General features: G+C 73.2%; 23 protein-coding genes. 2 read left to right on the top strand and 21 right to left on the bottom strand.

What is annotated here, in order from left to right:
* Positions 1-111 precede the first annotated feature (111 nt).
* The gene (locus NR072_RS04590) at positions 112-1,434 is read left to right on the top strand and encodes an AI-2E family transporter (RefSeq protein ID WP_036382174.1); all 1,323 of its coding nucleotides are present in this window, start codon (positions 112-114) and stop codon (positions 1,432-1,434) included.
* 34 nt (positions 1,435-1,468) lie between these two features.
* Here NR072_RS04590 and NR072_RS04585 read toward each other — a convergent pair whose 3' ends face one another.
* Complete coding sequence (locus tag NR072_RS04585) at positions 1,469-1,828, bottom strand: hypothetical protein (RefSeq protein WP_256836330.1); 360 nt, start codon at positions 1,826-1,828, stop codon at positions 1,469-1,471.
* Positions 1,829-1,880: 52 nt separating this feature from the next.
* On the opposite strand from NR072_RS04585, the gene nucS reads away from it, so the two are divergent.
* Positions 1,881-2,576, top strand: a complete 696-nt coding sequence (nucS, locus tag NR072_RS04580) for an endonuclease NucS (RefSeq protein WP_002857250.1) — start codon at positions 1,881-1,883, stop codon at positions 2,574-2,576.
* Between the two features lie 14 nt (positions 2,577-2,590).
* Here nucS and NR072_RS04575 read toward each other — a convergent pair whose 3' ends face one another.
* From NR072_RS04575 to argS, 20 genes are all read right to left on the bottom strand, one after another.
* A complete protein-coding gene (locus tag NR072_RS04575) occupies positions 2,591-2,980 on the bottom strand; it encodes a DUF2550 family protein (RefSeq protein ID WP_230259842.1) in 390 nt (129 codons plus the stop codon).
* A gap of 34 nt (positions 2,981-3,014) precedes the next feature.
* Positions 3,015-3,290 carry a F0F1 ATP synthase subunit epsilon gene (locus tag NR072_RS04570; RefSeq protein ID WP_036313044.1) on the bottom strand — a complete coding sequence of 92 codons (276 nt, stop codon included), beginning with the start codon at positions 3,288-3,290 and terminating at the stop codon, positions 3,015-3,017.
* Positions 3,291-3,296: 6 nt separating this feature from the next.
* Complete coding sequence (gene atpD, locus NR072_RS04565; RefSeq protein WP_044659202.1) at positions 3,297-4,754, bottom strand: F0F1 ATP synthase subunit beta; 1,458 nt, start codon at positions 4,752-4,754, stop codon at positions 3,297-3,299.
* A gap of 53 nt (positions 4,755-4,807) precedes the next feature.
* Positions 4,808-5,701: a F0F1 ATP synthase subunit gamma gene (locus tag NR072_RS04560; protein WP_044659203.1), complete on the bottom strand. Its 894-nt coding sequence runs from the start codon at positions 5,699-5,701 to the stop codon at positions 4,808-4,810.
* A gap of 83 nt (positions 5,702-5,784) precedes the next feature.
* On the bottom strand, positions 5,785-7,419 hold the full coding sequence (gene atpA, locus NR072_RS04555; RefSeq protein WP_036334989.1) for a F0F1 ATP synthase subunit alpha: 1,635 nt from the start codon (positions 7,417-7,419) through the stop codon (positions 5,785-5,787).
* Between the two features lie 90 nt (positions 7,420-7,509).
* Positions 7,510-8,325, bottom strand: a complete 816-nt coding sequence (locus tag NR072_RS04550; protein ID WP_052833434.1) for a F0F1 ATP synthase subunit delta — start codon at positions 8,323-8,325, stop codon at positions 7,510-7,512.
* Positions 8,322-8,876 (bottom strand): F0F1 ATP synthase subunit B, encoded by a 555-nt coding sequence (locus tag NR072_RS04545; protein ID WP_044659204.1) that lies wholly within the window; start codon positions 8,874-8,876, stop codon positions 8,322-8,324. Before NR072_RS04545 ends, NR072_RS04550 begins: the two co-directional genes overlap by 4 nt.
* 84 nt (positions 8,877-8,960) lie before the next feature.
* Positions 8,961-9,176, bottom strand: coding sequence for an ATP synthase subunit C (locus NR072_RS04540; RefSeq protein WP_002857264.1), 216 nt, complete (start codon positions 9,174-9,176; stop codon positions 8,961-8,963).
* Between the two features lie 150 nt (positions 9,177-9,326).
* Complete coding sequence (atpB, locus tag NR072_RS04535; RefSeq protein WP_036382182.1) at positions 9,327-10,127, bottom strand: F0F1 ATP synthase subunit A; 801 nt, start codon at positions 10,125-10,127, stop codon at positions 9,327-9,329.
* 231 nt (positions 10,128-10,358) lie between these two features.
* Positions 10,359-10,793 (bottom strand): hypothetical protein, encoded by a 435-nt coding sequence (locus NR072_RS04530; protein ID WP_036341344.1) that lies wholly within the window; start codon positions 10,791-10,793, stop codon positions 10,359-10,361.
* Positions 10,790-11,929 (bottom strand): MraY family glycosyltransferase, encoded by a 1,140-nt coding sequence (locus tag NR072_RS04525; protein WP_203552478.1) that lies wholly within the window; start codon positions 11,927-11,929, stop codon positions 10,790-10,792. Before NR072_RS04525 ends, NR072_RS04530 begins: the two co-directional genes overlap by 4 nt.
* A gap of 9 nt (positions 11,930-11,938) precedes the next feature.
* On the bottom strand, positions 11,939-12,673 hold the full coding sequence (locus NR072_RS04520; protein ID WP_044659206.1) for an L-threonylcarbamoyladenylate synthase: 735 nt from the start codon (positions 12,671-12,673) through the stop codon (positions 11,939-11,941).
* Positions 12,670-13,572, bottom strand: coding sequence for a peptide chain release factor N(5)-glutamine methyltransferase (gene prmC / locus NR072_RS04515; RefSeq protein WP_044659207.1), 903 nt, complete (start codon positions 13,570-13,572; stop codon positions 12,670-12,672). The genes NR072_RS04520 and prmC overlap by 4 nt, the downstream gene beginning before the upstream one ends.
* Positions 13,569-14,678, bottom strand: coding sequence for a peptide chain release factor 1 (gene prfA, locus NR072_RS04510; RefSeq protein ID WP_044659208.1), 1,110 nt, complete (start codon positions 14,676-14,678; stop codon positions 13,569-13,571). Before prfA ends, prmC begins: the two co-directional genes overlap by 4 nt.
* A gap of 115 nt (positions 14,679-14,793) precedes the next feature.
* A complete protein-coding gene (gene rho / locus NR072_RS04505) occupies positions 14,794-16,875 on the bottom strand; it encodes a transcription termination factor Rho (RefSeq protein ID WP_206481347.1) in 2,082 nt (693 codons plus the stop codon).
* A 320-nt stretch (positions 16,876-17,195) separates the two neighbouring features.
* Positions 17,196-18,149: a homoserine kinase gene (thrB, locus tag NR072_RS04500; RefSeq protein WP_041103240.1), complete on the bottom strand. Its 954-nt coding sequence runs from the start codon at positions 18,147-18,149 to the stop codon at positions 17,196-17,198.
* Between the two features lie 3 nt (positions 18,150-18,152).
* Entirely contained in the window at positions 18,153-19,265 is a 1,113-nt protein-coding gene (thrC, locus tag NR072_RS04495) for a threonine synthase (RefSeq protein WP_036313078.1), read from the bottom strand.
* Positions 19,266-19,268: 3 nt separating this feature from the next.
* Positions 19,269-20,591 (bottom strand): homoserine dehydrogenase, encoded by a 1,323-nt coding sequence (locus NR072_RS04490; protein ID WP_049147165.1) that lies wholly within the window; start codon positions 20,589-20,591, stop codon positions 19,269-19,271.
* A gap of 170 nt (positions 20,592-20,761) precedes the next feature.
* Positions 20,762-22,234: a diaminopimelate decarboxylase gene (gene lysA, locus NR072_RS04485; RefSeq protein WP_134416587.1), complete on the bottom strand. Its 1,473-nt coding sequence runs from the start codon at positions 22,232-22,234 to the stop codon at positions 20,762-20,764.
* Between the two features lie 8 nt (positions 22,235-22,242).
* Positions 22,243-23,913, bottom strand: coding sequence for an arginine--tRNA ligase (gene argS, locus NR072_RS04480; RefSeq protein WP_134416585.1), 1,671 nt, complete (start codon positions 23,911-23,913; stop codon positions 22,243-22,245).
* Between the last annotated feature and the right edge of the window lie 111 nt (positions 23,914-24,024).

The following is a 24,024-nucleotide window of genomic DNA, read 5'->3' as shown; positions in this document are numbered from 1 at the left end:
TTCCGGTCCGGGTCCGCCCCGTCGCCGGCGCGAGGGGCGTTGTCACTGCGCCCCACGGTAGCCTCCCCGGCGTGGCGCGGTCAGGCCGGGGCCCTGACGTACGCTGAGCGCGTGGAGGAGAAGGAGACCGCATCCGGCCCGGACGCCGCCGGCGTCGCCGACGTCCGCGCCCCGGCCGAGCCCGAGGGCACCGAGCAGCCGCCCGTGGCCGGCATCCCCGTGGAGCCGGTCGGGGTGGCCGCCGCGCCGCCGTCGCACGGGCCGACGCCCGCCGGGCGTCGTCGACTGCCCCGCCTGGGCTCCGTCCTGCGGCGGCGCCGACCCTTCCTCGAGGAGGACCGGGTGGACCCCGAGTCGGTCCCCGTCGACGGCGCCGAGGATCCGGCGGTCGCGGCCGTGGCCGTCGAGTCCCCCGGGCTGACCGGCTTCCTGCTCGCAGTCGGCGTGGCCCTGGCCATCGGCGTCGTCTCGGTGCTGCGCACGAACGGACAGCTCATCGTGTGGATCGCCGCGGCCCTGTTCATCGCCCTGGGCCTGGATCCGCTGGTGCGCCGGGTCGAGTCCTGGGGCGCGCCCCGCTGGGTCGGCGTGCTCACGGCCGCGCTCGGCCTGGCCGCCGTGGCCGGGGCGTTCGTCGCCCTCCTGGTCCCCACGGTGATCGAGCAGTCCACGCAGCTGGTCCAGGACCTGCCGGCCATCATCGACGGGGTGATGACCGCCGAGTGGTTCGTGCAGCTCGACGAGGAGTTCCACCTCCAGGAGGCCGTTCGCGCCCAGACCGAGCGCCTCGCCGCCGACGGCGTCGCCGTCACCGACCTGTTCGGCGGGCTCCTCGGCTTCGGCCAGACCGTGCTGAACGCCGTCTTCTCGGTGCTCGTGGTGGTCGTGCTGACGCTGTACTTCCTCTCCTCCCTGCCGCACATGAAGTACTGGGCCTACCGGCTCGCACCGCGCTCGCGCCGGCCCCGGATCGAGGCGCTGTCCGAGCAGATCACCTCCTCGGTCGGCCACTACGTGATGGGCCAGTCCTTCGTGGCCGCCCTCAACGGCGCGGTGGCGTTCACGGCGCTGGCCATCGCCGGCGCCCCCTTCGCCGTCCTGCTCGCCGCGATCGCCGCCTTCATGGCGTTCATCCCGCTGGTGGGCGCCGCGATCGGCGGCACGCTGCTGACCCTCGTGAGCCTGCTGACGTCGTGGCAGACCGCCGCCGTGTTCGCGGCCATCTACTTCGTCTATCTGCAGATCGAGGCCTACGTCATCTCGCCGCGCGTCATGGCGCGCGCGGTGTCCGTGCCGGCGGCCGTGGCCGTGATCGCGGTGATCGCCGGAGGCGCGCTGCTGGGCGTCCTCGGCGCCCTCATGGCGATCCCGCTCGCCGCCGCGCTGCTGCTGCTGGTCCGCGAGGTCTTCATCCCCCGTCAGGACGCCCGGTAGGCCCACGACGGCGGCGCGGCCCGGACCGTCGCGGTCAGCGGCTCGGGCGGGTGCGCCAGCACACCGGGTGCCAGTGCCGCCGGTCCGCTCCCGCGTCCTCGTCCCCCATGATCCAGTCGGCGCGCCAGGCCACGAGGTGCGCCTGGCCCTGCCGGATCACCCGGCCGCAGCCGGGGCACGTGTAGTCCTTCACCGCGCGCCACGCGGGGATCTGCCGGACGTGCCAGCCGCCGTCGGACCCGGAATGGCGCGAGTAGCCCGCGTCCAGGCCGAGGAGCTCCTCGAGCGGGTCGGACCGCCCCGGCGACGGCCGGGACCGCCGGGAGACGCCGGAGGCCCCGCGCTCGCTCCGCCGAGGCGCGGACGAGCGGCGGGGACGGTTCGAACGGGGCATGTCCCCATGCTGACACACGAGCGGGTGGGCACGGTCCGCCTAGGATGGACCGGTGCGACTCGTCATTGCCCGCTGCTCCGTGACCTATGAGGGCCGCCTGAACGCCCACCTGCCCACCGCCACCCGCCTGCTCATGGTGAAGGCGGACGGCTCGGTGCTGGTGCACTCCGACGGCGGTTCCTACAAGCCCCTCAACTGGATGTCGCCGCCCGCGACCCTGCACGTGGAGGAGCCCTCCCCCGATCAGGCCGACCAGGGGGTGACGCAGGTCTGGCGCGTGCAGGCCAAGAAGTCCGACGACCGACTCATCGTGCTCATCGAGGAGGTCCTGGCGGACGACTCCCACGAGCTCGGCGTGGACCCCGGCCTCGTCAAGGACGGCGTGGAGGCGGATCTGCAGCGTCTGCTGGCCGAGCAGATCAGCCTGCTCGGCGACGGCCACACCCTCGTGCGCCGCGAGTATATGACGGCGATCGGCCCCGTGGACATCCTGGCCCGCGACGCCGACGGCGGCACCGTGGCGGTCGAGCTCAAGCGCCGTGGGGACATCGACGGGGTCGAGCAGCTCACCCGCTACCTCGAGCTGATGAACCGGGACCCGCTCCTGGCGCCCGTGCGCGGCGTGTTCGCGGCCCAGCAGATCAAGCCCCAGGCCCGCACCCTCGCCGAGGACCGCGGCATCCGCTGCGTCACCCTCGACTACGACGCGATGCGCGGCGTGGACGACGCCGAGTCCCGCCTGTTCTGAGGCGCCGGGCGGGCTCAGCGGCGCCAGAAGGACGACGCCGCGGACGGCCCCGCCTCGCTCCAGGCGCGCAGGGCGCCGGCGTCGTCGGGGTCGACGACGACGCGCACCGGACGTGTGCCGGCGCTCAGCTCCAGGACGGCCCGGCCGGCCTCGTCCGCCGGGAGGCGGTCGATCTGCAGGCGGCTCCGGTCCGCGCTCCAGCGCTCTCGCGAGAGGCGCCAGCCCCCGGTGAGGCGCAGGCGGGACTCGTCGTACACGCCGATCACACGCTCACGCCCCGGGCCCTCCCGCTCCAGGACCGCAGGGAAGGCGGCCGTGACACGGGCGAGGGCCCGGCGCCGCATCACCAGGGCGAGTGCCGACAGCACGATGACTGCCACCACGGTCGCCGAGGCGATGAGCACCGGGCCCTCCACCGTCAGGTCCTGCCGCGCCGCGTCAGGCCGCCGCGGCGTCGCCCAGCCGGGCGGACGTCGCGGCGATCACGACACGGTCGTGGTCCACGGAGAAGAAGCCGCCGCGGGCCTGCGCGGTGACGGTGCCGCCGTCCGTGGTCCGCACCACGACCTCGCCGTCGCCGAGGACGGCGAGCATCGGGGTGTGGCCCGGGAGGATGCCGATCTCACCGTTGACGGTGCGCGCCGACACGGCCGACGCGGCGCCCGACCAGATGGACCGCTCCTCGGAGACGATCTCGACGTTGAGCTCAGCCATGATCGATCAGCCCTCGGCCTGGATCTTGGCCCACTCGCGCTCGACGTCGTCCAGGCCGCCCACGTTGTAGAAGGCCTGCTCCGCGACGTGGTCCAGGTCGCCGTCGGCGATGGCCTTGAAGCCCTCGACGGTGTCCTTGACCGGCACGGTGGAGCCCTCGACGCCGGTGAACTGCTTGGCGGTGTAGGTGTTCTGCGAGAGGAACTGCTCGATCTTGCGGGCGCGGCCCACGGTGATCTTGTCCTCCTCGGAGAGCTCGTCCACACCGAGGATCGCGATGATGTCCTGCAGCTCCTTGTTCTTCTGCAGGATCTGCTTCACGCGGATGGCCACGTCGTAGTGGTCCTGGCCCACGTACTGCGGGTCGAGGATGCGCGAGGTCGAGGCCAGCGGGTCCACGGCCGGGTACAGGCCACGGGACGCGAGGTCACGGGTCAGGTTGGTGGTCGCGTCCAGGTGCGCGAACACGTTGGCCGGGGCCGGGTCGGTGTAGTCGTCCGCGGGGACGTACACGGCCTGCATCGAGGTGATGGAGTGGCCGCGGGTCGAGGTGATGCGCTCCTGGAGCACACCCATCTCGTCCGCCAGGTTCGGCTGGTAGCCCACGGCGGAGGGCATGCGGCCCAGCAGCGTGGAGACCTCGGAACCGGCCTGCGAGAAGCGGAAGATGTTGTCGATGAACAGCAGCACGTCCTGGTTCTGCACATCGCGGAAGTACTCCGCCATGGTCAGCGCGGACAGGGCCACACGCAGACGCGTGCCCGGCGGCTCGTCCATCTGGCCGAACACGAGGGCGGTGTCCTTCAGGACGTCCGCCTCGTCCATCTCGACCCAGAGGTCGTTGCCCTCACGGGTGCGCTCGCCGACGCCGGCGAACACGGAGGTGCCGCCGAAGTTGCGGGCCACACGGGTGATCATCTCCTGGATGAGCACGGTCTTGCCCACGCCGGCGCCGCCGAACAGGCCGATCTTGCCGCCCTTGATGTAGGGGGTCAGCAGGTCGATGACCTTGATGCCGGTCTCCAGCATCTCGGTGGAGCCCTCGAGGGACGCGAAGTTCGGGGCCGGGCGGTGGATCGGCCAGCGGTCCTCGGCCTGCAGCTGCGAGGCGGGCATGTCCAGGGTCTCGCCGAGCACGTTGAAGATGTGGCCCTTCACGGCGTCGCCGACCGGCACCGAGATGGGGGCGCCGGTGTCCACGACGTCGGTGCCGCGCACCAGGCCGTCGGTGGACTGCAGGGAGATGGCGCGGACCATGTTGTCGCCGAGGTGCTGGGCGACCTCGAAGGTGACCGTGCGGCGCTGGCCGTTGAGGTCGATCTCGGTGGTCAGCGCGTTGTAGATCTCCGGCATCGCGTTGGCCGGGAACTCGGCGTCGATCACGGGGCCGATGACGCGGGACACGCGTCCGGTGGCACCGCCGGTGGGGGTCCCGGTGCCCTGGTCAGTGATGGTGGCAGTCATCTCTCTCACTTCTATCGTGTGTGGATGGCGAGTCTGGTGAGTCCCGAACGGGCTCAGGAGTTGTTGAGCGCGTCCGCGCCCGCGATGAGCTCGGTGAGCTCCTGGGTGATCTCGGCCTGACGGGCGTTGTTCATCAGGAGCGTGTAGTCCTTGATGAGGCTCGTGGCGTTGTCGCCCGCCGACTTCATGGCGCGCTGACGGTTGGCGAGCTCCGAGGCCGCCGACTGCAGCATCGCGTTGAAGATGCGCGACTCGATGTACTTGGGCAGCAGTGCGTCGAGGACCTCCTCCGCGTCCGGCTCGTACTCGTAGAGCGGCAGCACGTCCTCGGCGGTGGCGGCCTCCTCCTCGACGACCTCGAGGGGCAGCAGGCGCACCACGTGGGGGTTCTGCTTCACGAGCGAGACGAACTCGGTGAACACGACGTGGATCTCGTCCACGCCGCCGTCCGCCGTGTCCGTGAGGAACGCGTCCACGAGCACCTCGCCGATCTCGGCGGCGCGCTCGGCGACGGGGGCGTCCGTCTGACCGGTCCACAGCTTCTTGTAGCCGCGGCCGCGGAAGTCGAAGTACGTCTGCGCCTTGCGGCCGACGACGTACACGTCCACGTCCTTGCCCTCCTCGCCGAGGCGGGAGAGGAGCTGCTCGGCCTTGCGCAGCACGTTCGCGGAGTACGCGCCGGCGAGGCCGCGGTCCGAGGACATGATGAGCACGGCCGCCCGGGTCGGGTTCTCGGGCTCCGTGGTGAGGACATGATCGATATCGTGCTGGCTCGACACGGCCGAGACGGCGCGGGTGATCGCGTTCGCGTAGGGCAGCGACGCGCTGACGCGCTCACGTGCCTTGGTGATGCGAGACGTGGCGATCAGCTCCATCGCCTTGAAGATCTTCTTCATCGACGACGTCGACGCGATCTTCTGACGGTAGACCCGGATCTGGGCTCCCATGGTGGTCCTTTCCCTGGCGGGAGGGCGGTCCGGCGTCGTCCCCGTGGGGTCCGACGCCGGACCGCTCCCTCACCGACCGGCGGTCAGCGCTTCTGCTTGGTGATCTGCTCCTGCGCGACCTGGTCCTGCTCGATCGCGCGGTGCTCCTCGTGGCCGGCCTGCACGCCGCCGTCCTCGGAGGACTGGAAGCCCTTGGAGAACTCGGCGACGGCAGACTCGAGCGCGGACACGGTGCCGTCCTCGAGCTTGCCGGTGGAGGCGATGTCGGTCAGGACGGAGGTGTGGCGACGCAGGTGGTCGATGAACTCGCGCTCGAAGCGCAGCACGTCCTGCACCGGCACCTCGTCGAGGTGGCCCTTGGAGCCGGCCCAGATGGACACGACCTGCTCCTCGACCGGGTAGGGCGAGTACTGCGGCTGCTTGAGCAGCTCCATGAGGCGCTCACCGCGGGCGAGCTGGCGGCGGGTGGCCGGGTCCAGGTCCGAGGCGAACATGGAGAACGCCTGCTGGTCGCGGTACTGCGCCAGGTCCAGCTTCAGCGTGCCGGAGACCTTCTTCATGGCCTTGACCTGGGCGGCGCCGCCCACGCGGGACACCGAGATGCCCACGTCCACGGCGGGACGCTGGTTGGCGTTGAACAGGTCCGACTGCAGGAAGATCTGGCCGTCGGTGATGGAGATGACGTTGGTCGGGATGTAGGCCGAGACGTCGTTCGCCTTGGTCTCGATGATCGGCAGGCCGGTCATCGAGCCCGCGCCCATCTCGTCCGAGAGCTTGGCGCAGCGCTCGAGGAGCCGGGAGTGCAGGTAGAAGACGTCGCCCGGGTAGGCCTCGCGGCCCGGCGGGCGGCGCAGCAGCAGGGAGACGGCGCGGTAGGCCTCGGCCTGCTTCGACAGGTCGTCGAAGATGATCAGCACGTGCTTGCCGCCGTACATCCAGTGCTGGCCGATGGCCGAGCCGGCGTAGGGGGCGAGGTACTTGAAGCCGGCCGGGTCGGACGCCGGGGAGGCCACGATGGTGGTGTACTCCAGGGCGCCGTGCTCCTCCAGCGTCGCGCGGACGCCGGCGATGGTGGAGGCCTTCTGGCCCACGGCCACGTAGACGCAGCGGACCTGCTTCTCGACGTCGCCCGACTCCCAGTTGGCCTTCTGGTTGAGGATCGTGTCGACGGCGATCGCGGTCTTGCCGGTCTGGCGGTCACCGATGATCAGCTGACGCTGGCCACGGCCGATCGGGATCATGGCGTCGATGGCCTTCATGCCGGTCTGCAGCGGTTCGTGGACCGACTTGCGCTCGGTCACGGTCGGCGCCTGCAGCTCGAGGGCACGGCGGCCCTCGGCCTCGATCGGGCCCAGGTCGTCGATGGGCTGGCCCAGCGGGTCCACCACGCGGCCCAGGAAGGCGTCGCCCACCGGGACGGAGAGGATCTCGCCGGTGCGCTGCACCTCCATGCCCTCGCGGATCTCCTGGAACTCGCCGAGGACGACGACACCGATCTCGCGGGTGTCGAGGTTCTGGGCCAGGCCCTGGATGCCGTTCTCGAAGCGCAGCAGCTCGTTCGCCATGACGGAGGGCAGACCCTCCACACGAGCGATGCCGTCCGCCGCGGAGATGACACGGCCGACCTCGGTGCGATCGGTGCCCGACGGTTCGTACGATGCCGCGAAATCGTTCAAGGCATTGCGGACATCGTCAGCGTTGATGGTCAATTCGGCCATCTGCAGTCCCTGCTCTCTGTGCTTGGTGATCATCGACGTGACGATGATGCTTACGTTCGTGGGTGTTCCGGATACGGGCGGGAGCCGGCGTCAGCCGGCCATCCGCCGCTGGAGGTCGTGGAGACGCGAGGCCATGGACCCGTCGACGACGTCGTCGCCGACCTGGACGCGGATGCCGCCCACCACGTGGGGGTCCACCGTCACGTCCATGACGAGATCGCGGCCGAAGGCGCGGCGCAGGCCCAGGGCCAGCCGCTCCTGCTGCTCGGCCTCGAGCGGCCGGGCCACGGTCACCTCGGCGATCCACTGGCGCTGCCGCTCGGCGACGACGTCCGCGGCCTTGCGGACGGCGGCGGACGGCTTCAGGCCGCGCGGGGCCGAGACGGCGCGTTCGACCAGCAGTCGGCCGGCCGGGCTGGCCGACTCACCCAGGAGACGACCGGCCAGAGCGGCCCGTGCCTCGAGGGGTGCGTGCTGATCGGTGAGCGCCCGCTGCACCTCGTGCGAGTCCTCGACCGTGCGGTTGAAGGCCAGCAGCTCGCCCGAGAGGGCAGCCAGGCCCGCGTGTCCGCCGCGTGCGGCCTCCGCGGCGGCCGCGTGCGCGGCCACCGTCTCGAGGGCGTCCCCGAGATCGCGCTCCGCCGACCAGCGGCGGCCGGCCAGGTCCTTGAGGACCTGCAGTGCACCGGGGGTCACCCGGGCGCCGAACAGCGAGTCGACGAGGCCGTGACGGCGCTCGGTGGTCCAGGCGGGGTCGGTCAGGGCGCGGCGCAGGGCGCCGTGCTCGTCCACCACGTCCAGCGCGCCGAACAGCTCGCGTGCCAGGGCCACGCCGCCCTCGTCCAGCACCGGACCGACAGCCTCCAGGGAGGCGGCCAGGGAGTCCCTCGATGCGCCCGTCATCATTCGGCGACACCTGCGCTCTGGTGACGGTCCAGGTCAGCCAGGAAGCGGTCGACCACGCGCTGCGAGCGGGCGTCGTCCTCGAGGGACTCGCCCACGATCTTGCCGGCCAGGGTCGTGGCCAGCGAGCCGACCTCGGCCTTGAGCTGCGCGGCGGCCTGCTGACGCTCGGCGGCGATCTGCGCCTGCGCCTGCTCGGAGATGCGCGTCGCCTCGGCGGTCGCGCGCTCGCGCGCCTCGGCCACGATCTCGGCGGCCTCGGTGCGGGCATCCTCGCGGATGCGATTCGCCTCGGTGCGGGCGTCCGCCAGCTGCGACTCGTAGTCCGCCATCATCGCGTTCGCCTCGGCCTGGGCCTTCTCAGCCTTGGCCAGACCGCCCTCGATCGCCTCGACACGGTCCTGGTAGGACTTCTCGAGGGTCGGGACGATGAACTTGATGACGATGAACATGAGCAGGGCGAAGCCCACCACGACGACGAGGATCTCCCACGGGTTGGGGATCAGGGGGTTGGCCCCCTCAGCCGCCGCGAGGATCAGTCCGTTGCTGATCATGTTTCAACCATCCTTCGGTCAAGAGTCCTGTGGAGAGGGAGCACCGACGGTCACACCGTGCGGGCGCTCCGTGGACGCGGCGCGTCAGGCGCCGATGACGAAGGCGAAGACGAGGCCCAGGATGGCGAGGGCCTCGGCGAGCGCGAAGCCCAGGAGGGCGATCGGCTGCAGGATGCGCTGGGCCTCCGGCTGACGGGCGACGCCGTTGATGTAGGCGGCGAAGATCAGGCCCACGCCGATGGCGGAGCCGATGGCGGCGAGGCCGTAGCCGATCATGTTGAGCGAACCGTGCAGTTCCATGGTGTTCCTTTCACGAGGCCGAGGTGTCCGGCCGGGTTGTGGAGGGTCGGCCTCCCGGGTGGTCCTCCTGCGGAGGGCCGGGAAGACTGGTGGCGGGCTCTCCCGCCGTACCGCGGCCGCCTGGGTCGTGCCCGAGGCGGCCCCGGAAGATCAGTGGTCGTTCGCGTCGATCGCGCCCTGGATGTAGATCGCGGTCAGCAGCGTGAAGACGAAGGCCTGCAGGTACATGATCAGCAGCTCGAGGAAGTACAGGGCCACCGAGCCGAGGATGACCAGGATGCCGGTCCCCTGCAGGGCCAGGCTGCCGGTCTGCGTGATCAGGTAGGCGGCGCCGGCGCCGGCCAGCATCACGATCATGTGGCCGGAGAGCATGGTGGCCATCAGACGCAGGGAGTGGGTCAGCGGGCGCACGATGAAGTTGGAGATGATCTCCAGCGGCACGAGCAGCGGCAGGATCCAGCCGGGCACACCGGAGGGCACGACGGCCAGCTTCAGGTAGCGCACGCCGTGGCGCTTGATGCCGACGCCGATCCAGATCGCGTAGACGATGAGGGCCAGGCCGTAGGCGGCGCCCGCGTGGGAGAAGGTCGGCAGCTGCAGCACCGGGATGGCGCCGAACAGGTTGTTCAGCAGCACGAAGAAGAAGATGGAGAAGAGCAGCGGGACCCACTGCTTGAAGTTCTTCTCGCCCAGGATGTCCTTCGCGATGTCGTTCCGGACGAAGGAGTAGCCGGACTCGGCGAGCCACTGGGCCTTGCCGGGCACGAGCCGGGGACGGCGCATGGCCCACGCGAAGAAGGCGGTGATGAGCACCACGGAGAGCAGGACGAGCAGCATCTGCTTGCCGAAGCCGGTGCCGTACTCCGCACCCCAGGGGAAGATCTCCGGGAGGTGACCATCAGAGATGGTGGGGGGCACGAATGATGCGTTGGCCAGCACGAGGGTCAGCACGCGGTTCCTCTCCGAAGTGATGCAGTCGACGGGACCGCAGCCTCGTCCCCGGACCACAGGCGGGCGCCGCGACATTGCGGGGGTACCGGTGCGATGCGAGACACGGATGGCGGCAGATGGGCGCCGTCGAAGTGTTCGCCGCCAACGATACCAAACGGTGACCCGTGCTCCGTACCGCAGAAGGGACCCACGGCATGGCCCCCGGCTCGGTGTCTTCGCCCCTCGGGCGGGTCAGTCGGCGTAGATCCCGCGGCGGGTCCGGGCGAACACGAGGACCTCCGCGGCCTGCCAGACGAGGATCGTCACGAGGGCGGCGATCGCCGCCGCGTCCGCCCGGACCCAGCCGGGGCGGGGCAGGACCCCCAGCAGCACCGCGAACACCGCGATCTTGAGCACGAACAGCCCCACGCTGACCGGCAGCGCCGCCTCGCGCGCCCGGTCCCAGACGAGTGCCGTCGTCGCCCCGGTGAGCGCCGAGAGCGCAAGCACCGCGCCGCCGCCCAGCAGGGCGCTCCCGGCCGCCTCCCCGCCGGCGGAGAGCAGCCACGCGGCGCACGTGATCGCCAGGGCAGCCCCCGCCGCGGCCAGGGACCACCCGAGGATCCCCCACCAGCCACGGCGGTTCTCCCAGCGGCGCCGGCGTCGGCGGCCGCCCGCCCCGGTCACGCGTCCCCCCGCTCGTCCGGGTGGGCCGCGGCGTCGTTCCGGACCGCGCGACGGCGCTCCACGATCGGATGCAGGGTGAGGTAGCCGGCTCCGGCCAGGGCCACGGCGAGCACGGGCAGGACGATCATGTGGTCCACGAAGTTCAGGGACACAGCGCCCCATGCCACGAGGAACGCCCAGAGCCAGAGCAGCGCGACGGCCTGCGCCTGGGTGTAGCCGCCGTCCACGAGCTTGTGGTGCAGGTGCCCGCGGTCCGCCGAGAAGGGGCTGGTGCCCTTGGCCGTCCGTCGCAGCACGGCCAGGGCGAGGTCCGCGAGCGGCAGGGCGAGGACGGCGACGGGCAGCAGGATCGGCATGTAGGCGGGGACGTTGCGGAAGCGCATCCCGTCCAGGGCGTTCACGTCGGCGGTCACGGCGACCGCGGCCGCGGCCATCAGCAGGCCGATGAGCATGGCCCCCACCTCGCCCATGAAGATGCGGGCCGGGGCAAGGTTCCACGGCAGGAAGCCCACGCACGCGCCGACGAGCAGGGCCATGAGCAGGGTGGCGAGGTTGGCGTAGTCGAACTGGTTGATGGTCCGCGTCAGCAGATATGAGTAGACGAAGAAGGCCGAGCCGCCGATCAGCGCGACGCCCGCCGCCAGGCCGTCCAGACCGTCCACGAAGTTGATCGCGTTCATCGTCAGCACCACGGCGAACACCGTGAGGATGACCTGCGTGGTCTCGTTCCCCACCGGGATCCAGCCCACCGGCATCGCCTCGATGCGGATCCCGCCGAGGGCCACCGCGAGTCCGGCCAGCACCTGGCCGGCCATCTTCACCCACCAGCGCAGGTCCCACATGTCGTCGGCGATGCCCACGACGAGCACGACGGCGACGGCGACCAGGAGCCCGCGCATCGCGGCGTCGTCCGCGTAGATCCCCTGGAGGAACGGCACGATGCCCCCGACGGCGAATCCCACCAGCACGGCCGCGGCCATGGCCACGCCGCCCAGCTTCGGCACGGGGTGCCGGTGCACATCCCGCTGGCGCAGCGGGGTGAACACGCGCGCGCGCAGCCCCAGCCGGCGCATGAGGGGCGTCAGGGCCCCGCAGGCGACGGCCGTGACCATGACCAGGACGAGATACGCGCGCATGGGGGCCGGTCAGGCCTCCCGGTCGGCGGGGCGCGCCGCAGCGGTGTCCTCGGCGGCCGCGATCCGCTCGGCGGCGACCGGCGGCTCCTCGCCCTCGGCGAGCAGGTCCGGCACCACCGCGCGCAGTTCCTCCAGGGGCACGGAGCCCTGCCGGGCGACGCGGAACGGGGTGACGGTGCAGTCCACGATCGTCGAGGGATCCCGGCTCTCGCGGGGGCCGGCGTCGAGGTAGAGGGCCACGGACTCCCCCAGCATCGAGCGGGCGGCGTCGGCGGTGGTGGCGGCGTCCATGCCGGTGCGGTTCGCGCTGGAGACGGCCATGGGGCCGACGGCGTAGAGCAGTTCGCGGGCCACCGCGTCGTCGGGCACGCGCAGGGCGACGGTGCCGCGGGTCTCGCCGAGGTCCCAGGTCAGCGTGGGCTGGGACTTGAGGATGAGCGTGAGGGCGCCGGGCCAGAAGCGCTCGGCGAGGGCCTCGGCCTCCTCCGGCACGTCGTACGCGAGGCCGGCCATGACGCGGCGGTCCGCGATGAGCACGGGCGGCGGCATGGTGCGGCCACGGCCCTTGGCGGCCAGCAGCACGGCCACGGCCAGGGGGGAGAACGCGTCCGCTCCGATGCCGTAGACGGTGTCCGTCGGCAGGACCACGCAGCCGCGGTCCGCGAGGACCTCGCGGGCGCGGGCCACGGCATTCTCGAGGGCGGCCGGATCCGAGACGTCGATGAAGTCACTCACGTAGGTCATTCTTCCACCTCCGCGCCCGCCGCGGCTTCGCAGGACCGGCGCGCCGTCAGGAACCGGTCTCGTCCGGTGAGGTCCGGGTGCACGCGGACGCCCGTGAACCGGGGGTCCGCGCCGAGGGCGGCCAGGAGGGCCGGGCCCTGCGTCTCGTGGTGCTCCATGGCGAAGAGGCCGCCCGGGGCGAGCAGGTCCGCCGCCCGGTGCGCGATGGCCCGCGGGATCCGCAGCCCGGGCGCGTCCCCGCCGTAGAGCGCCCGCGCCGGGTCCAGTCGGGCCTCCGGTTGGACGGGCACCTCGGCCTCGGGCACGTAGGGCGGGTTGCTCACGACGACGTCCACGCGGCCCTCGAGGTCGGGGCATGCGACAAGGGCATCACCTTGTCGCAGGTCGACCCCGCGCGGGGCGAGGTTCCGCCGGGCCCAGTCGGCCGCCGTCGGGTCGAGCTCGACGGCGGTGACGGCGAGCGGGCGGCCCCGCGCCTCGCCCCACGCCGCGACGGCCGCGGCGATCGCACCGGAGCCGGTGCACAGGTCCACCACGACGCCCGCCGCGGGCCGCGCGGCCAGGTCGGCCACGACGGTCTCCACGAGCAGCTCGGTCTCCGGCCGCGGAACGAAGACGCCCGGGCCGACCGCCAGGTCGAGCCCGTGGAAGTGCGCGACACCGGTCAGGTGCTGGACGGGCTCGCGGGCGGCGCGGCGCCCGACGAGCGCCTCGAACGCCGCCGCCTGCGCGGGTTCGGCCACGGCCCCGGCGAACACCCGGGCCAGCAGCGCGCCGCGGTCGAGTCCGAGCACATGGGCCAGCAGCAGCTCGGCGTCCACGCGCGGCGAGTCGGCGCCCGCCGCGGTCAGGCGGGCGGCGGCGTCGCGCAGCAGCGCGGACCAGGCCGGTGCGCTCACGCGTCCCCGCCCAGCGCGGCGAGCCGCCGCTCCTCGTCGAGGGCGAGGCAGGAGGCGATCACGGCCTCGAGGTCGCCGTCGAGGACCGCGTCGAGGTTGTGCGCCTTGTAGCCGGTGCGGTGGTCCGCGATCCGGTTCTCCGGGAAGTTGTAGGTGCGGATGCGTTCCGAGCGGTCCATGGTGCGCACCTGCGCGGCGCGCGCCGCGGAGTCCTCGGCGTCCTGCTCCGCCCGCTGCCGCTCGAGCAGCCGCGACCGCAGCACGCGCAGCGCGGCCTCGCGGTTCTGGATCTGGGACTTCTCGTTCTGCATGGAGACGACGATCCCCGTGGGCAGGTGCGTCAGGCGCACCGCGGAGTCGGTCGTGTTGACGGACTGGCCGCCCGGCCCGGAGGAGCGGAAGACGTCCACCTTGAGGTCGTTCGGATCGAGGTGGACCTCGTCCGGGGCGTCCACCTCGGGCAGCACGAGCACGCCGGCGGCGGAGGTGTGGATGCGGCCCTGGGACTCGGTGACGGGCACGCGTTGCACGCGGTGCACGCCGCCCTCGAACTTGAGCCGGGCGTAGACGCCGTCGGCCGGGTCGGCCGCGCTCCCCCGCACCGCCACATGGACGTCCTTGTAGCCGCCCAGGTCGGAGTGCGTGGCGGAGAGGACCTCCGTCTTCCAGCCCCGGGACTCGGCGTAGCGCAGGTACATGCGCAGCAGGTCGCCGGCGAACAGGGCCGCCTCCTCGCCGCCCTCGCCGCCCTTGATCTCGAGGATCACGTCGCGCGCGTCGTCGGGGTCGCGCGGGATCAGCAGCCGGCGCAGCCGTTCGGCGGCCTCCGCCTCGGCCGCCTCCAGACCGGGCACCTCGGCCGCGAAGGCCGCCGCGTCGTCGTCGCCGGCCGCGGCCAGCTCCCGCGCGTCGGCCAGCTCCTCCGCCGCCGCCGACCAGGCGCGGTGGGCCGTCACCACGGCGCCGAGCTCGGCGAACCGCCGGTTCAGCCGCCGGGCGAGTGCCGGGTCCTGGTGCACCGCCGGGTCGGACAGGCGCGCCGTCAGCTCGCGATGCTCCGCCAGGAGCCGATCCACGGCCTCGCGCCGCTGGTCCGAATCGAACACGTGCGTGCCTCTCCTCCTCCGGCCTCAACGGGCCGGGCTGTCCGACGCGGACGGCCCCGCCCCGTCCGGCGGAGACGAGCTCCCCCGGGCGAGACGGGGCCGTGCGACGGGACGGTCAGTCGTCGCCCTTGGACCCCAGCGTGGTCTTGGAGACCAGCATGAGGAACTCGGCGTTGGACGCGGTGTCCTTGATCTTGTTGGTGAGCAGGTCGAGGGCCTGCTGCTGCTCGAGGCCGGAGAGCACCCGGCGCAGCTTCCACATGATCTTGACCTCCTCCTGCGAGAGCAGGGCCTCCTCGCGGCGGGTGCCGGACGCGTTGACGTCCACCGCCGGGAAGATGCGGCGCTCCGCGAGGTGGCGGGACAGGCGCAGCTCCATGTTGCCGGTGCCCTTGAACTCCTCGAAGATCACCTCGTCCATGCGCGAGCCGGTCTCGACCAGCGCTGTGGCCAGGATGGTCAGCGAGCCGCCGTTCTCGATGTTGCGGGCGGCGCCGAAGAACTTCTTCGGCGGGTACAGCGCCGAGGAGTCCACACCGCCGGAGAGGATGCGGCCCGAGGCCGGGGCGGCCAGGTTGTAGGCGCGGCCCAGGCGGGTCATGGAGTCGAGCAGCACGACGACGTCGCGGCCCATCTCCACGAGGCGCTTGGCGCGCTCGATGGCCAGCTCGGCGAGAGTGGTGTGGTCGTCCGCCGGGCGGTCGAACGTGGAGGCGATGACCTCGCCGTCCACCGACCGCTGCATGTCGGTGACCTCCTCGGGGCGCTCGTCGACGAGCACCATCATGAGGTGGACCTCGGGGTTGTTCGTCTTGATCGCGTTGGCGATCGACTGCAGGATCATCGTCTTGCCGGCCTTGGGCGGGGAGACGATGAGGCCACGCTGGCCCTTGCCGATGGGGCTGACCAGATCGATCACGCGGGGGCCGATCAGCTTGGGATCGGTCTCCAGGCGCAGGCGCTCCTGCGGGTACAGGGGCACGAGCTTGCCGAACTCCACGCGCTGCGGGTGCTCGACGGCGGGCTGACCGTTGACCGAGGAGATCTTCACCAGGGCGTTGAACTTCTGACGGTTGGAGCCGCCACCGTGGTGCTGCTGCTTCTCGCCGTCGCGCGGGGCGCGGATCGCGCCGACGACGGCGTCGCCCTTGCGCAGACCGTACTTCTTCACCATGGCCAGGGAGACGTAGACGTCGTTCGGGCCCGGCAGGTAGCCGGAGGTGCGGACAAACGCGTAGTTGTCCAGCACGTCGAGGATGCCGGCCACGGGCTGCAGGACGTCGTCCTCAGTCAGCTCGGTCTCGTCGACCTCGGGGCCGCCGCGGCCACGGCGGTTGCGGCCGCGCTCGTTGCGGTTGCGGCGGTTGCGACGGTTGCGGCCGCCCTCGTCGTCGCGGTCGTCGCGGCGGCTGCGGTCCCCGCGTCCGCCGTCGCCCCGGCCGCCGTCCTCGGACTTGTCGCCGCGCTGCTCGCGGGAGCCGTCGCGGCCGTTCTCACGGTCCCGATTGTTCTCGCGGCCGTTCTCGCGGTCGCGGCCGTTGTCGCGGTCCCGCCCGTTGCGGCCGTTGCGGCCGCGGCCGTTCTCGCGCCCGTTGTCATCACGGTCCTCCCGGTCGCCGCGGCGGTCCGCGTCGGCGCCGTCCTCGCCCTGGGCGCCGTCGGAGCGACGGTCCTGACCCTGCTGGGCGTCGTCGTCGCCGGCGCGGCGGCGGCCGCGGGAACGGCGCTCGGACTGCGGGCGGTCCTCGCCCTCGTCGCGGGTCTCGGACCCCCCGGACCGATCCTGGTCCGAGGCGGTCTCCCGGGGGCCCTGCTCGGTCTGGGCCTCGCGGGCCTCGGCCTGGGGCTGCCCGTCCTGGGCGACGGCGGCCGGAGCGGAGGTGTCGGCGTCGGCGCGGCGCGAGCGGCGGCGGGCCGGGCGCTCGGCGGCCGGGGCGGCGTCCTGAGAGGACGCGGCCGCCGGGACGGCCTCGGCGGCGGGGGCCGCGGGGGCCTGGGCCGCGCGCTCGGCGGCGTCGCGGTCCGCCACGGAGCCGCCGCGCTGGTGGTCGGAGATCGCGGTCACCAGGTCGGCCTTGCGCATGCGCGAGCCGCCGGCGATGCCGAGCTGGGAGGCCAGGGCCTGGAGCTGGGCGAGCTTGAGCGAGGCCAGGCCACCGCCGTTCGTCGGCGTGGTCTGTTCCGTGGATTCGGTCACGAAGGTTCCTTCTCCCTCGAATGCGGCCCGGCGGCGCGTGGCGCGTCGGGCTGCGGTGTGCATCCGGTCGGGCCGCGCAGCGGCGCCCCAGAAAACCGGGTTTCATGGTGTGAACTCAGCAGTGGCGCCTCCCCTGATCGTGCGCAGTCGCTGCGTGACGGGGCGGAGGCGTCCGGACTCGACCGAGCCGGAGCGGATCCCGCACGCCGGCCGTGCGCAGCACGGGATGGATCGCGGCGGGGTTCCGGCCGACGGCGCACGGTGCGTCCGGCCGTCACAGGCCCGGGCACCGGAGACCCGGGCCGCGCGAGGCGGTGGGGTCAGCCGTGGTGGAGTGATTCCACCCTAACACCGTCCACGGCCACGCACGGCACCAGCACGCGCCAGGCGGCCGCCCCGTCCGCCGTCAGAGCACGCGCCGCCTCCGTGGCGTGCTCGGCCGCCTGGACGCCGTCGCACAGCGCGAGCACCGTGGGACCCGCGCCGGAGACGACGGCGGCGTGGCCGCGCTCGCGCAGCCCCGCGACCAGTGCGGCGCTGGCCGGCATGGTCACGGCGCGCGGCTCCTGGTGCAGCCAGTCGCGCGTGGCGGCCGGCAGCAGCGCGGGGTCCTCCGCCAGCGCGTGGACGAGCAGCGCGGCACGGCCGGCCTGGGCCGCCGCCACGGCGTGGGGCACCTCGGCGGGCAGCACGCCCCGGGCGACGTGGGTGGACAGCTCGGTGTCCGGGATCGCGACCACCGGCACCACGCGCTCGTGCAGCCGCAGCCGCGCCGTGGCCGGGCCGGGGACGTCGTCACGGGTCCAGGAGACGGTGGCCCCGCCCACGAGCGCGGGGGCGACGTTGTCCGGGTGCCCCTCGAAGCGGGTGGCCGCCTCGAGCAGGTCCGCGGGCGCCCGGCGCAGCGCGGCCGGCAGCAGGGCCTCGGCCGCGGCGTAGGCCGCGACGACGGCGGCCGCGGACGAGCCGAGTCCGCGGGCGTGCGGGATCCGGTTCACGGCGCGCAGGTGCAGCCCCGGCGCGGTGAACCCGCGGTCCCGCAGGTGCTCGTGCGCCAGGCGCAGGATCAGGTGCGCGCCGTCCCGCGGCAGGGTGGCCGCGCCCTCCCCCTCGACCTCCGCGACGTCGGGGCCCGCCACGACCGTGAGCGTCACCTCGTCGCGCAGCTCCAGGGCCAGGCCCATCGAGTCGAAGCCGGGGCCGAGGTTGGCGGAGGTGGCGGGGACGGAGACGGACGCGGCGGTCCCGGGCGCCAGCGGCTGCGGTGCGGCCATGGCTCAGCTCAGGCCGAGGGCCTGGGCGACGGTGACCACGTCGAACGGCACCGAGCGCGGGGTCACGTCGGCGCCGTCGGCGCCGCGCAGGGCCCACTGCGGGTCCTTGAGGCCGTGGCCGGTGACGGTGATGACCCAGCTCTTGCCGGCCGGCACGTTCCCGGCGGCGTGGTGCTTGAGCAGCCCGGCGACGCCGGCGGCGGAGGCGGGCTCGACGAACACGCCCTCCTTCGCGGAGAGCCAGCGATGGGCCTCGAGGATCTCCTCGTCCGTGACGGAGTCGATCATCCCGCCGGACTCGTCGCGGGCGGCCTCGGCCTGCTCCCACGAGGCCGGGTTGCCGATCCGGATGGCGGTGGCGATCGTGTCCGGGTCGGTCACGGGGTGGCCCTGGACGATCGGGGCGGCGCCCGCGGCCTGGAAGCCCCACATCACGGGGGTCTTCGTGGCCACCGCGGGCAGCTCGGCGTCCGAGGCGCCCTCGTGCGGGTTCACGTAGGGGGCGGCGTACTCGCGGTAGCCCTTCCAGTACGCGGTGATGTTGCCCGCGTTGCCCACGGGCAGCAGGTGGTAGTCCGGGGCGTCGCCGAGGGTGTCCACGACCTCGAACGCGCCGGTCTTCTGCCCCTCGATGCGGGCCGGGTTGACGGAGTTCACGAGGAACACGGGGTAGTTCTCGGCCAGCTTGCGGGCCACCTCGAGGCAGTCGTCGAAGTTGCCCTGCACCTGGAGGATCTCCGCGCCGTGGGCCACGGCCTGGGACATCTTGCCCATCGAGATCTTCCCCTCGGGCACGAGCACGGCGCACGTGATCCCGGCCTGCGCGGCGTAGGCCGCCGCCGAGGCGGACGTGTTGCCGGTGGACGCGCAGACGACGGCCTTCGCGCCGTCAGCGACGGCGGCGGTGATCGCCATGGTCATGCCGCGGTCCTTGAAGGAGCCGGTCGGGTTCATGCCCTCGAACTTCACGTGCACGGTGCCCTGCACCAGCTCGGAGAGGTGGGGGGCGTGGATGAGCGGGGTGCCGCCCTCGCCGAGGGTGATCACGCGCGTGTCCTCGGTGACGGGCAGGCGGTCGGCGTACTCGCGGACGACGCCGCGCCACTGGTGGGCCATGGGTCAGTTCCCTTCGACTCGGAGGACGGACGCCACCTCGTGGACGACGTCCAGGGCGGCGAGCGCCCCGACGGTGGCGTCGAGGTCGCGCTGCCGCGCACGGTGGGTGATCAGCCGCAGGGACGCGCCGGGGGCGTCCTCGCGCTCAGATGGGACCTGACGCAACGTCTCGATGGAGACGCCGTGCTCCTCGAACACCCCGGCGACGCGGCGCAGCACACCGGGCTGGTCCGCCGCGCGCAGCACGACCATGAAGGAGGTGTGGGCCTCGGCCGGGTCCAGGGCGGGCAGGGCGGTGACGGGGGTGCGCAGGCGCGCCGGGCCGCCGCGCACGATGCGCTGGGCGATCGAGACGACGTCGCCCATCACCGCGGAGGCGGTGGGGGCGCCGCCGGCGCCGGGACCGTAGAACATGAGCTCGCCGGCGTTGTCGGCCTCCACGAAGACGGCGTTGAACGCCCCGCGCACGGAGGCCAGCGGGTGCTCCCGCGGCAGCAGGGTGGGGTGCACGCGCAGGACCGCGCCCTCGGCGCCGTCGGCGGCGCGGCCGCGCTCGGCGATCGCCAGCAGCTTGATGACGTAGCCCGCCTCCGCGGCGGCGGCGTTGTCCTCGGCCGTGATCGCGGTGATGCCCGCGACGGCCACCTGGTCCAGTGTGTACGGCGCCCCGAACGCGATGGTCGCCAGGATCGCGGCCTTCGCGGCGGCGTCGTGGCCCTCGACGTCGGCGGTCGGGTCGGCCTCGGCGTAGCCGAGCCGCTGGGCCTCGGCGAGGGCGTCGTCGAAGTCCGCCCCCTCGGAGTCCATCCGGTCGAGGATGAAGTTGGTGGTGCCGTTGGCGATGCCCATCACGCGGGTGACGCGGTCGCCGCCCAGGGAGTCGCGCAGCGGGCGCAGGATCGGGATGGCGCCGGCGACGGCGGCCTCGAAGCTGAGCTGCGCGCCGGTGGCGGCGGCCGCGGCGTACAGCTCCTCGCCGTGCTGGGCCAGCAGTGCCTTGTTGCCGGTCACCACGGACGTGCCGGCGGCCAGGGCGCGCAGGATCAGGGTGCGGGCCGGCTCGATGCCGCCCATCAGCTCGATGACGACGTCCGCGCCGTCCACGAGCGCCTCGGCGTCGGTCGTGTAGAGCGCCGGGTCCGCCTGCCAGTCGCGCGTCGCGCCCGTGTCCCGCACCGCGATGCCCGTGAGCTCGAGGTCGGCGCCCACGCGGTCCCGCAGGATGTCGGCGTCCTCGGTGAGGATCCGGGCGGTCTGGGACCCCACGGTCCCGCCGCCCAGCAGGGCGACCTTGAGTGCGGTGGGGGCGTCGGTGTGCTGGGGCATGGTCCTCCGTGATCCAGGGTGGGTCGGGCCCGCGCGACCGCGCGGCCCGGCTGGCCTCGAATCTAGCGCGGCGCCCCGGCCCGTCCCACCGCGCGACACTCGGTGTCCGCAGAGCGGGACGGACCCACCCGGGCCCGAGGCCGACGGCCGGGTGCGCCTCGCCCGCGTCCTCAGCGGGCGAGGCGCGGATCGGCCTCGCGGGCGAACAGGTCCTCCTGCGTCTCGCGGCGGATGATCACCCGCGCCTGCCCGCCGGAGACCGCGACGACGGCCGGGCGGGCCAGCGCGTTGTAGTTCGAGGACATCACGTGCGTGTACGCGCCCGTGGCCGGCACGGCCAGCAGGTCGCCGCGGCCCAGGTCGGCCGGCAGGTACACGTCGCGGACCAGGATGTCGCCGGACTCACAGTGCTTGCCCACCACACGGGAGAGCGCCGGCTCGGCCTCCGAGGTGCGGCGCGCGGAGACGGCGGTGTAGTCGGCGTCGTAGAGCACGGGACGCGGGTTGTCGGACATGCCGCCGTCCACGGCGACGTAGCGGCGGGCCGCGGTGCCGCCGTCGGGGGCGTCCGCGTCCACGGTCTTGGTCACCCCGACCGTGTAGAGGGTCAGCCCCGCGGGGCCCGAGATGGCCCGCCCCGGCTCGAGCGAGACCCGCGGGCACCTCAGGCCGAGGCGCTCGACGGTCTTCTGGACGTCGTCGGCGAGGGCGTCGGCGATCTCCGCGGCCGGGCGCGGCTCGTCCACGGCCGTGTAGGCGATGCCGTGGCCGCCGCCGAGGTCGAGCTCGGCCAGCTCCACCCCGTGCTCGGCCTTGATCTCGGCGAGGAACTCGAGCACGCGTCCGGCCGCCAGCCCGAAGCCCTCGGCCTCGAAGATCTGGGACCCGATGTGGCAGTGCACGCCCAGCAGGTCGATCGACTCGGCCGCCAGGGCCGCGGCCACGGCGACGGCGGCCGGCGAGCGGCCGGCCACGTTGCCGTCCCGGTCGGTGGACGCCGGGGCCAGGGAGAGCCCGAACTTCTGGTCCTCGTGCGCGGTGGCGATGAAGTCGTGGGTGTGCGCGTGCACGCCCGGGGTCAGCCGGAGCATCACGGGGGCGCGGCGGCCGGCCTCGGCCGCGAGCGCGGCCAGGTGGGTGAGCTCGTCGAGCGAGTCCACGATGATCCGGCCCACGCCCGCCTCGAGGGCGGTGCGCAGCTCGGCGTCCGACTTGTTGTTGCCGTGCAGGCCGATGTGGGCCGGGTCGACGCCGGCGGCCAGCGCGATCGCCAGCTCGCCGCCGGAGGCGGTGTCCACGCGCAGGCCCTCCTCGGCCGCCCAGCGGGCGGTGGAGAGGGTGAGCATGGACTTGCCGGCGTAGTAGACGTCCGCTCCCCCGCACAGGTCGGCGAACGCGGTGTCGAAGCCCTCGCGGAACGCGCGGGCGCGGGCGCGGAAGTCGTCCTCGTCCACCACGAGCAGCGGCGTGCCGAACTCCGCGGCGAGCGCGCTCGCGCGCAGGCCCTGGACGGTGAGCTCGCCGTCGGCGGCGCGGTCCACGCCGGCGGCCCACAGGCCGGGCACGAGCGCGTCCGGGTCCCCCGGCGCGGGGAGCCAGGCGGGGGCGAGCGGGGAGGCGGGGGCGGGCTGCGGCGTCGTCATCCGGGCGCTCACATCTTCTCCGGGGCGGTCACGCCGAGCAGGCCGAGGCCGTTGGCCAGCACCTGGGCGGTGGCGTCGTTGAGCCACAGGCGGGTGCGGTTGAGGGTCTCGACGGGACGCGGCGTCCCGTCGTCGGTGGGCAGGGGCACGATGCGGCAGGCTGCGTACCACGAGTGGTAGGCCCCGGCGATCACCTCGAGGTGTCGGGCCACGCGGTGGGGCTCGCGCAGGCGCGCCGCCGCGCCGACGACGGCCGGGAACTCCGCCAGCTGGGCCAGCAGCTCCGACTCGGTGGCGTGGGTGAGCAGGGCGGCGTCGAACTCGGAGCGGTCCACGCCGTGGGCCTGCGCGGTGCGCGCCGCGCCCGAGGCGCGGGCGTGGGCGTACTGCACGTAGTAGACGGGGTTGTCGTTCGTGGCGGAGCGCAGCAGCTCGGGGTCGATCGTCAGGGGCGAGTCCGCGGGGTAGCGGGCCAGGTCGTAGCGCAGGGCGTCGCGGCCGAGCCACTCCACGAGGTCCTTGAGCTCGATGATGTTGCCGGCGCGCTTGGAGAGCTTCGCGCCGTTGACCGAGATGAGCTGGCCGATGAGGATCTCGATGTTCGTCGCGGGGTCGTCGCCGGCGGCGGCGGCGATCGCCTTGAGGCGGTTCACGTAGCCGTGGTGGTCGGCGCCGAGCAGGTACACCTTCTCCTCGAAGCCGCGGTCGCGCTTGTGGAGGTAGTAGGCGGCGTCGGCGGCGAAGTAGGTGGGCTCGCCGTTGGCGCGGATGAGCACGCGGTCCTTGTCGTCGCCGAAGTCGGTGGTCTTGAGCCACACGGCGCCCTCGCGGTCCTCGATGTGGCCCTGCTCGCGCAGCCGCTGCACGGCCTGGTCGATCGCGCCGGAGTCGTGGAGCGTCTGCTCCGAGGTGAACACGTCGAAGTGCACGTCGAAGGCGGCGAGCGTGTCCTTGATGTCCTGCATCTGGAGCCGGTACGCGGCCTCGCGGACCACCGGGCGGGCGGCCTCGTCCGTCAGCTCACGCACGTCCGGGTGCTCGAGGGCGACGGCGTCGGCCAGCTCCTGCACGTACGCGCCCGGGTAGCCGCCCGCGGGGACGTCGCGGCCGTGCAGGCGGGCGAGGACCGAGTCGGCGAACACGTTCATCTGGTTGCCGGCGTCGTTGACGTAGTACTCGGCGGTGACGTCCGCGCCCGAGGCGCGCAGCAGGCGGGCGATCGCGTCGCCCAGCGCGGCCCAGCGGGTGTGGCCGATGTGCAGCGGGCCGGTGGGGTTGGCGGAGACGAACTCCATGTTCACGGTGTGCCCGGCCAGGGCGTCGTTGCGGCCGTACTCCGGGCCGGCCTCGACGATCTCGCGGGCCAGGGCACCGGCCGAGGCCGCGTCCAGGGTGACGTTGAGGAAGCCGGGGCCGGCGACGTCGACGGCGGCGATGCCCGGCTTCCCGGTCAGGCGCTCGGCCACGAGCCCGGCGAGGTCGCGCGGGGCCATCCCGGCCTTCTTGCCCAGCTGGAGGGCGACGTTGGTGGCCCAGTCGCCGTGCTCGCGGCTGCGGGGTCGCTCCACCTTCACGCGCGCGGGGGTGATCTCCTCCCGCAGCGCGGCGGGGAGGTCACCGGCATCGACGGCGTCGGTGAGGACAGCGGACAGCAGGGCGGAGAGGTCTTCGGGCTTCACCCGCGCAAGTCTACGGAAGGGCCGCCGCGCCCGTGCGCGTGCGAACGAACCCTGCGAGATGGCCCCCTCCGGCCCGCGGTGGGGGCCATCTCGCAGGGTTCGTCGGGATGG

Source organism: Micrococcus sp. Mcc89 (assembly GCF_024519795.1).
Lineage (GTDB): Bacteria > Actinomycetota > Actinomycetes > Actinomycetales > Micrococcaceae > Micrococcus > Micrococcus luteus.
Note: the sequence above shows the minus strand (reverse complement) of the source record. Positions and strands in the feature narration are given on the sequence as shown.

Excerpts from the sequence above, each read along its gene's own strand:
- NR072_RS04585 (WP_256836330.1), bottom strand. The coding sequence starts at position 1,828 with ATGCCCCGTTCGAACCGTCCCCGCCGCTCGTCCGCGCCTCGGCGGAGC.
- NR072_RS04570 (WP_036313044.1), bottom strand. The coding sequence starts at position 3,290 with ATGGCTGAGCTCAACGTCGAGATCGTCTCCGAGGAGCGGTCCATCTGG.
- atpD (WP_044659202.1), bottom strand. The coding sequence starts at position 4,754 with ATGACTGCCACCATCACTGACCAGGGCACCGGGACCCCCACCGGCGGT.
- NR072_RS04560 (WP_044659203.1), bottom strand. The coding sequence starts at position 5,701 with ATGGGAGCCCAGATCCGGGTCTACCGTCAGAAGATCGCGTCGACGTCG.
- atpA (WP_036334989.1), bottom strand. The coding sequence starts at position 7,419 with ATGGCCGAATTGACCATCAACGCTGACGATGTCCGCAATGCCTTGAAC.
- NR072_RS04550 (WP_052833434.1), bottom strand. The coding sequence starts at position 8,325 with ATGATGACGGGCGCATCGAGGGACTCCCTGGCCGCCTCCCTGGAGGCT.
- NR072_RS04545 (WP_044659204.1), bottom strand. The coding sequence starts at position 8,876 with ATGATCAGCAACGGACTGATCCTCGCGGCGGCTGAGGGGGCCAACCCC.
- NR072_RS04540 (WP_002857264.1), bottom strand. The coding sequence starts at position 9,176 with ATGGAACTGCACGGTTCGCTCAACATGATCGGCTACGGCCTCGCCGCC.
- NR072_RS04525 (WP_203552478.1), bottom strand. The coding sequence starts at position 11,929 with ATGCGCGCGTATCTCGTCCTGGTCATGGTCACGGCCGTCGCCTGCGGG.
- NR072_RS04520 (WP_044659206.1), bottom strand. The coding sequence starts at position 12,673 with ATGACCTACGTGAGTGACTTCATCGACGTCTCGGATCCGGCCGCCCTC.
- thrB (WP_041103240.1), bottom strand. The coding sequence starts at position 18,149 with ATGGCCGCACCGCAGCCGCTGGCGCCCGGGACCGCCGCGTCCGTCTCC.
- thrC (WP_036313078.1), bottom strand. The coding sequence starts at position 19,265 with ATGGCCCACCAGTGGCGCGGCGTCGTCCGCGAGTACGCCGACCGCCTG.
- NR072_RS04490 (WP_049147165.1), bottom strand. The coding sequence starts at position 20,591 with ATGCCCCAGCACACCGACGCCCCCACCGCACTCAAGGTCGCCCTGCTG.
- lysA (WP_134416587.1), bottom strand. The coding sequence starts at position 22,234 with ATGACGACGCCGCAGCCCGCCCCCGCCTCCCCGCTCGCCCCCGCCTGG.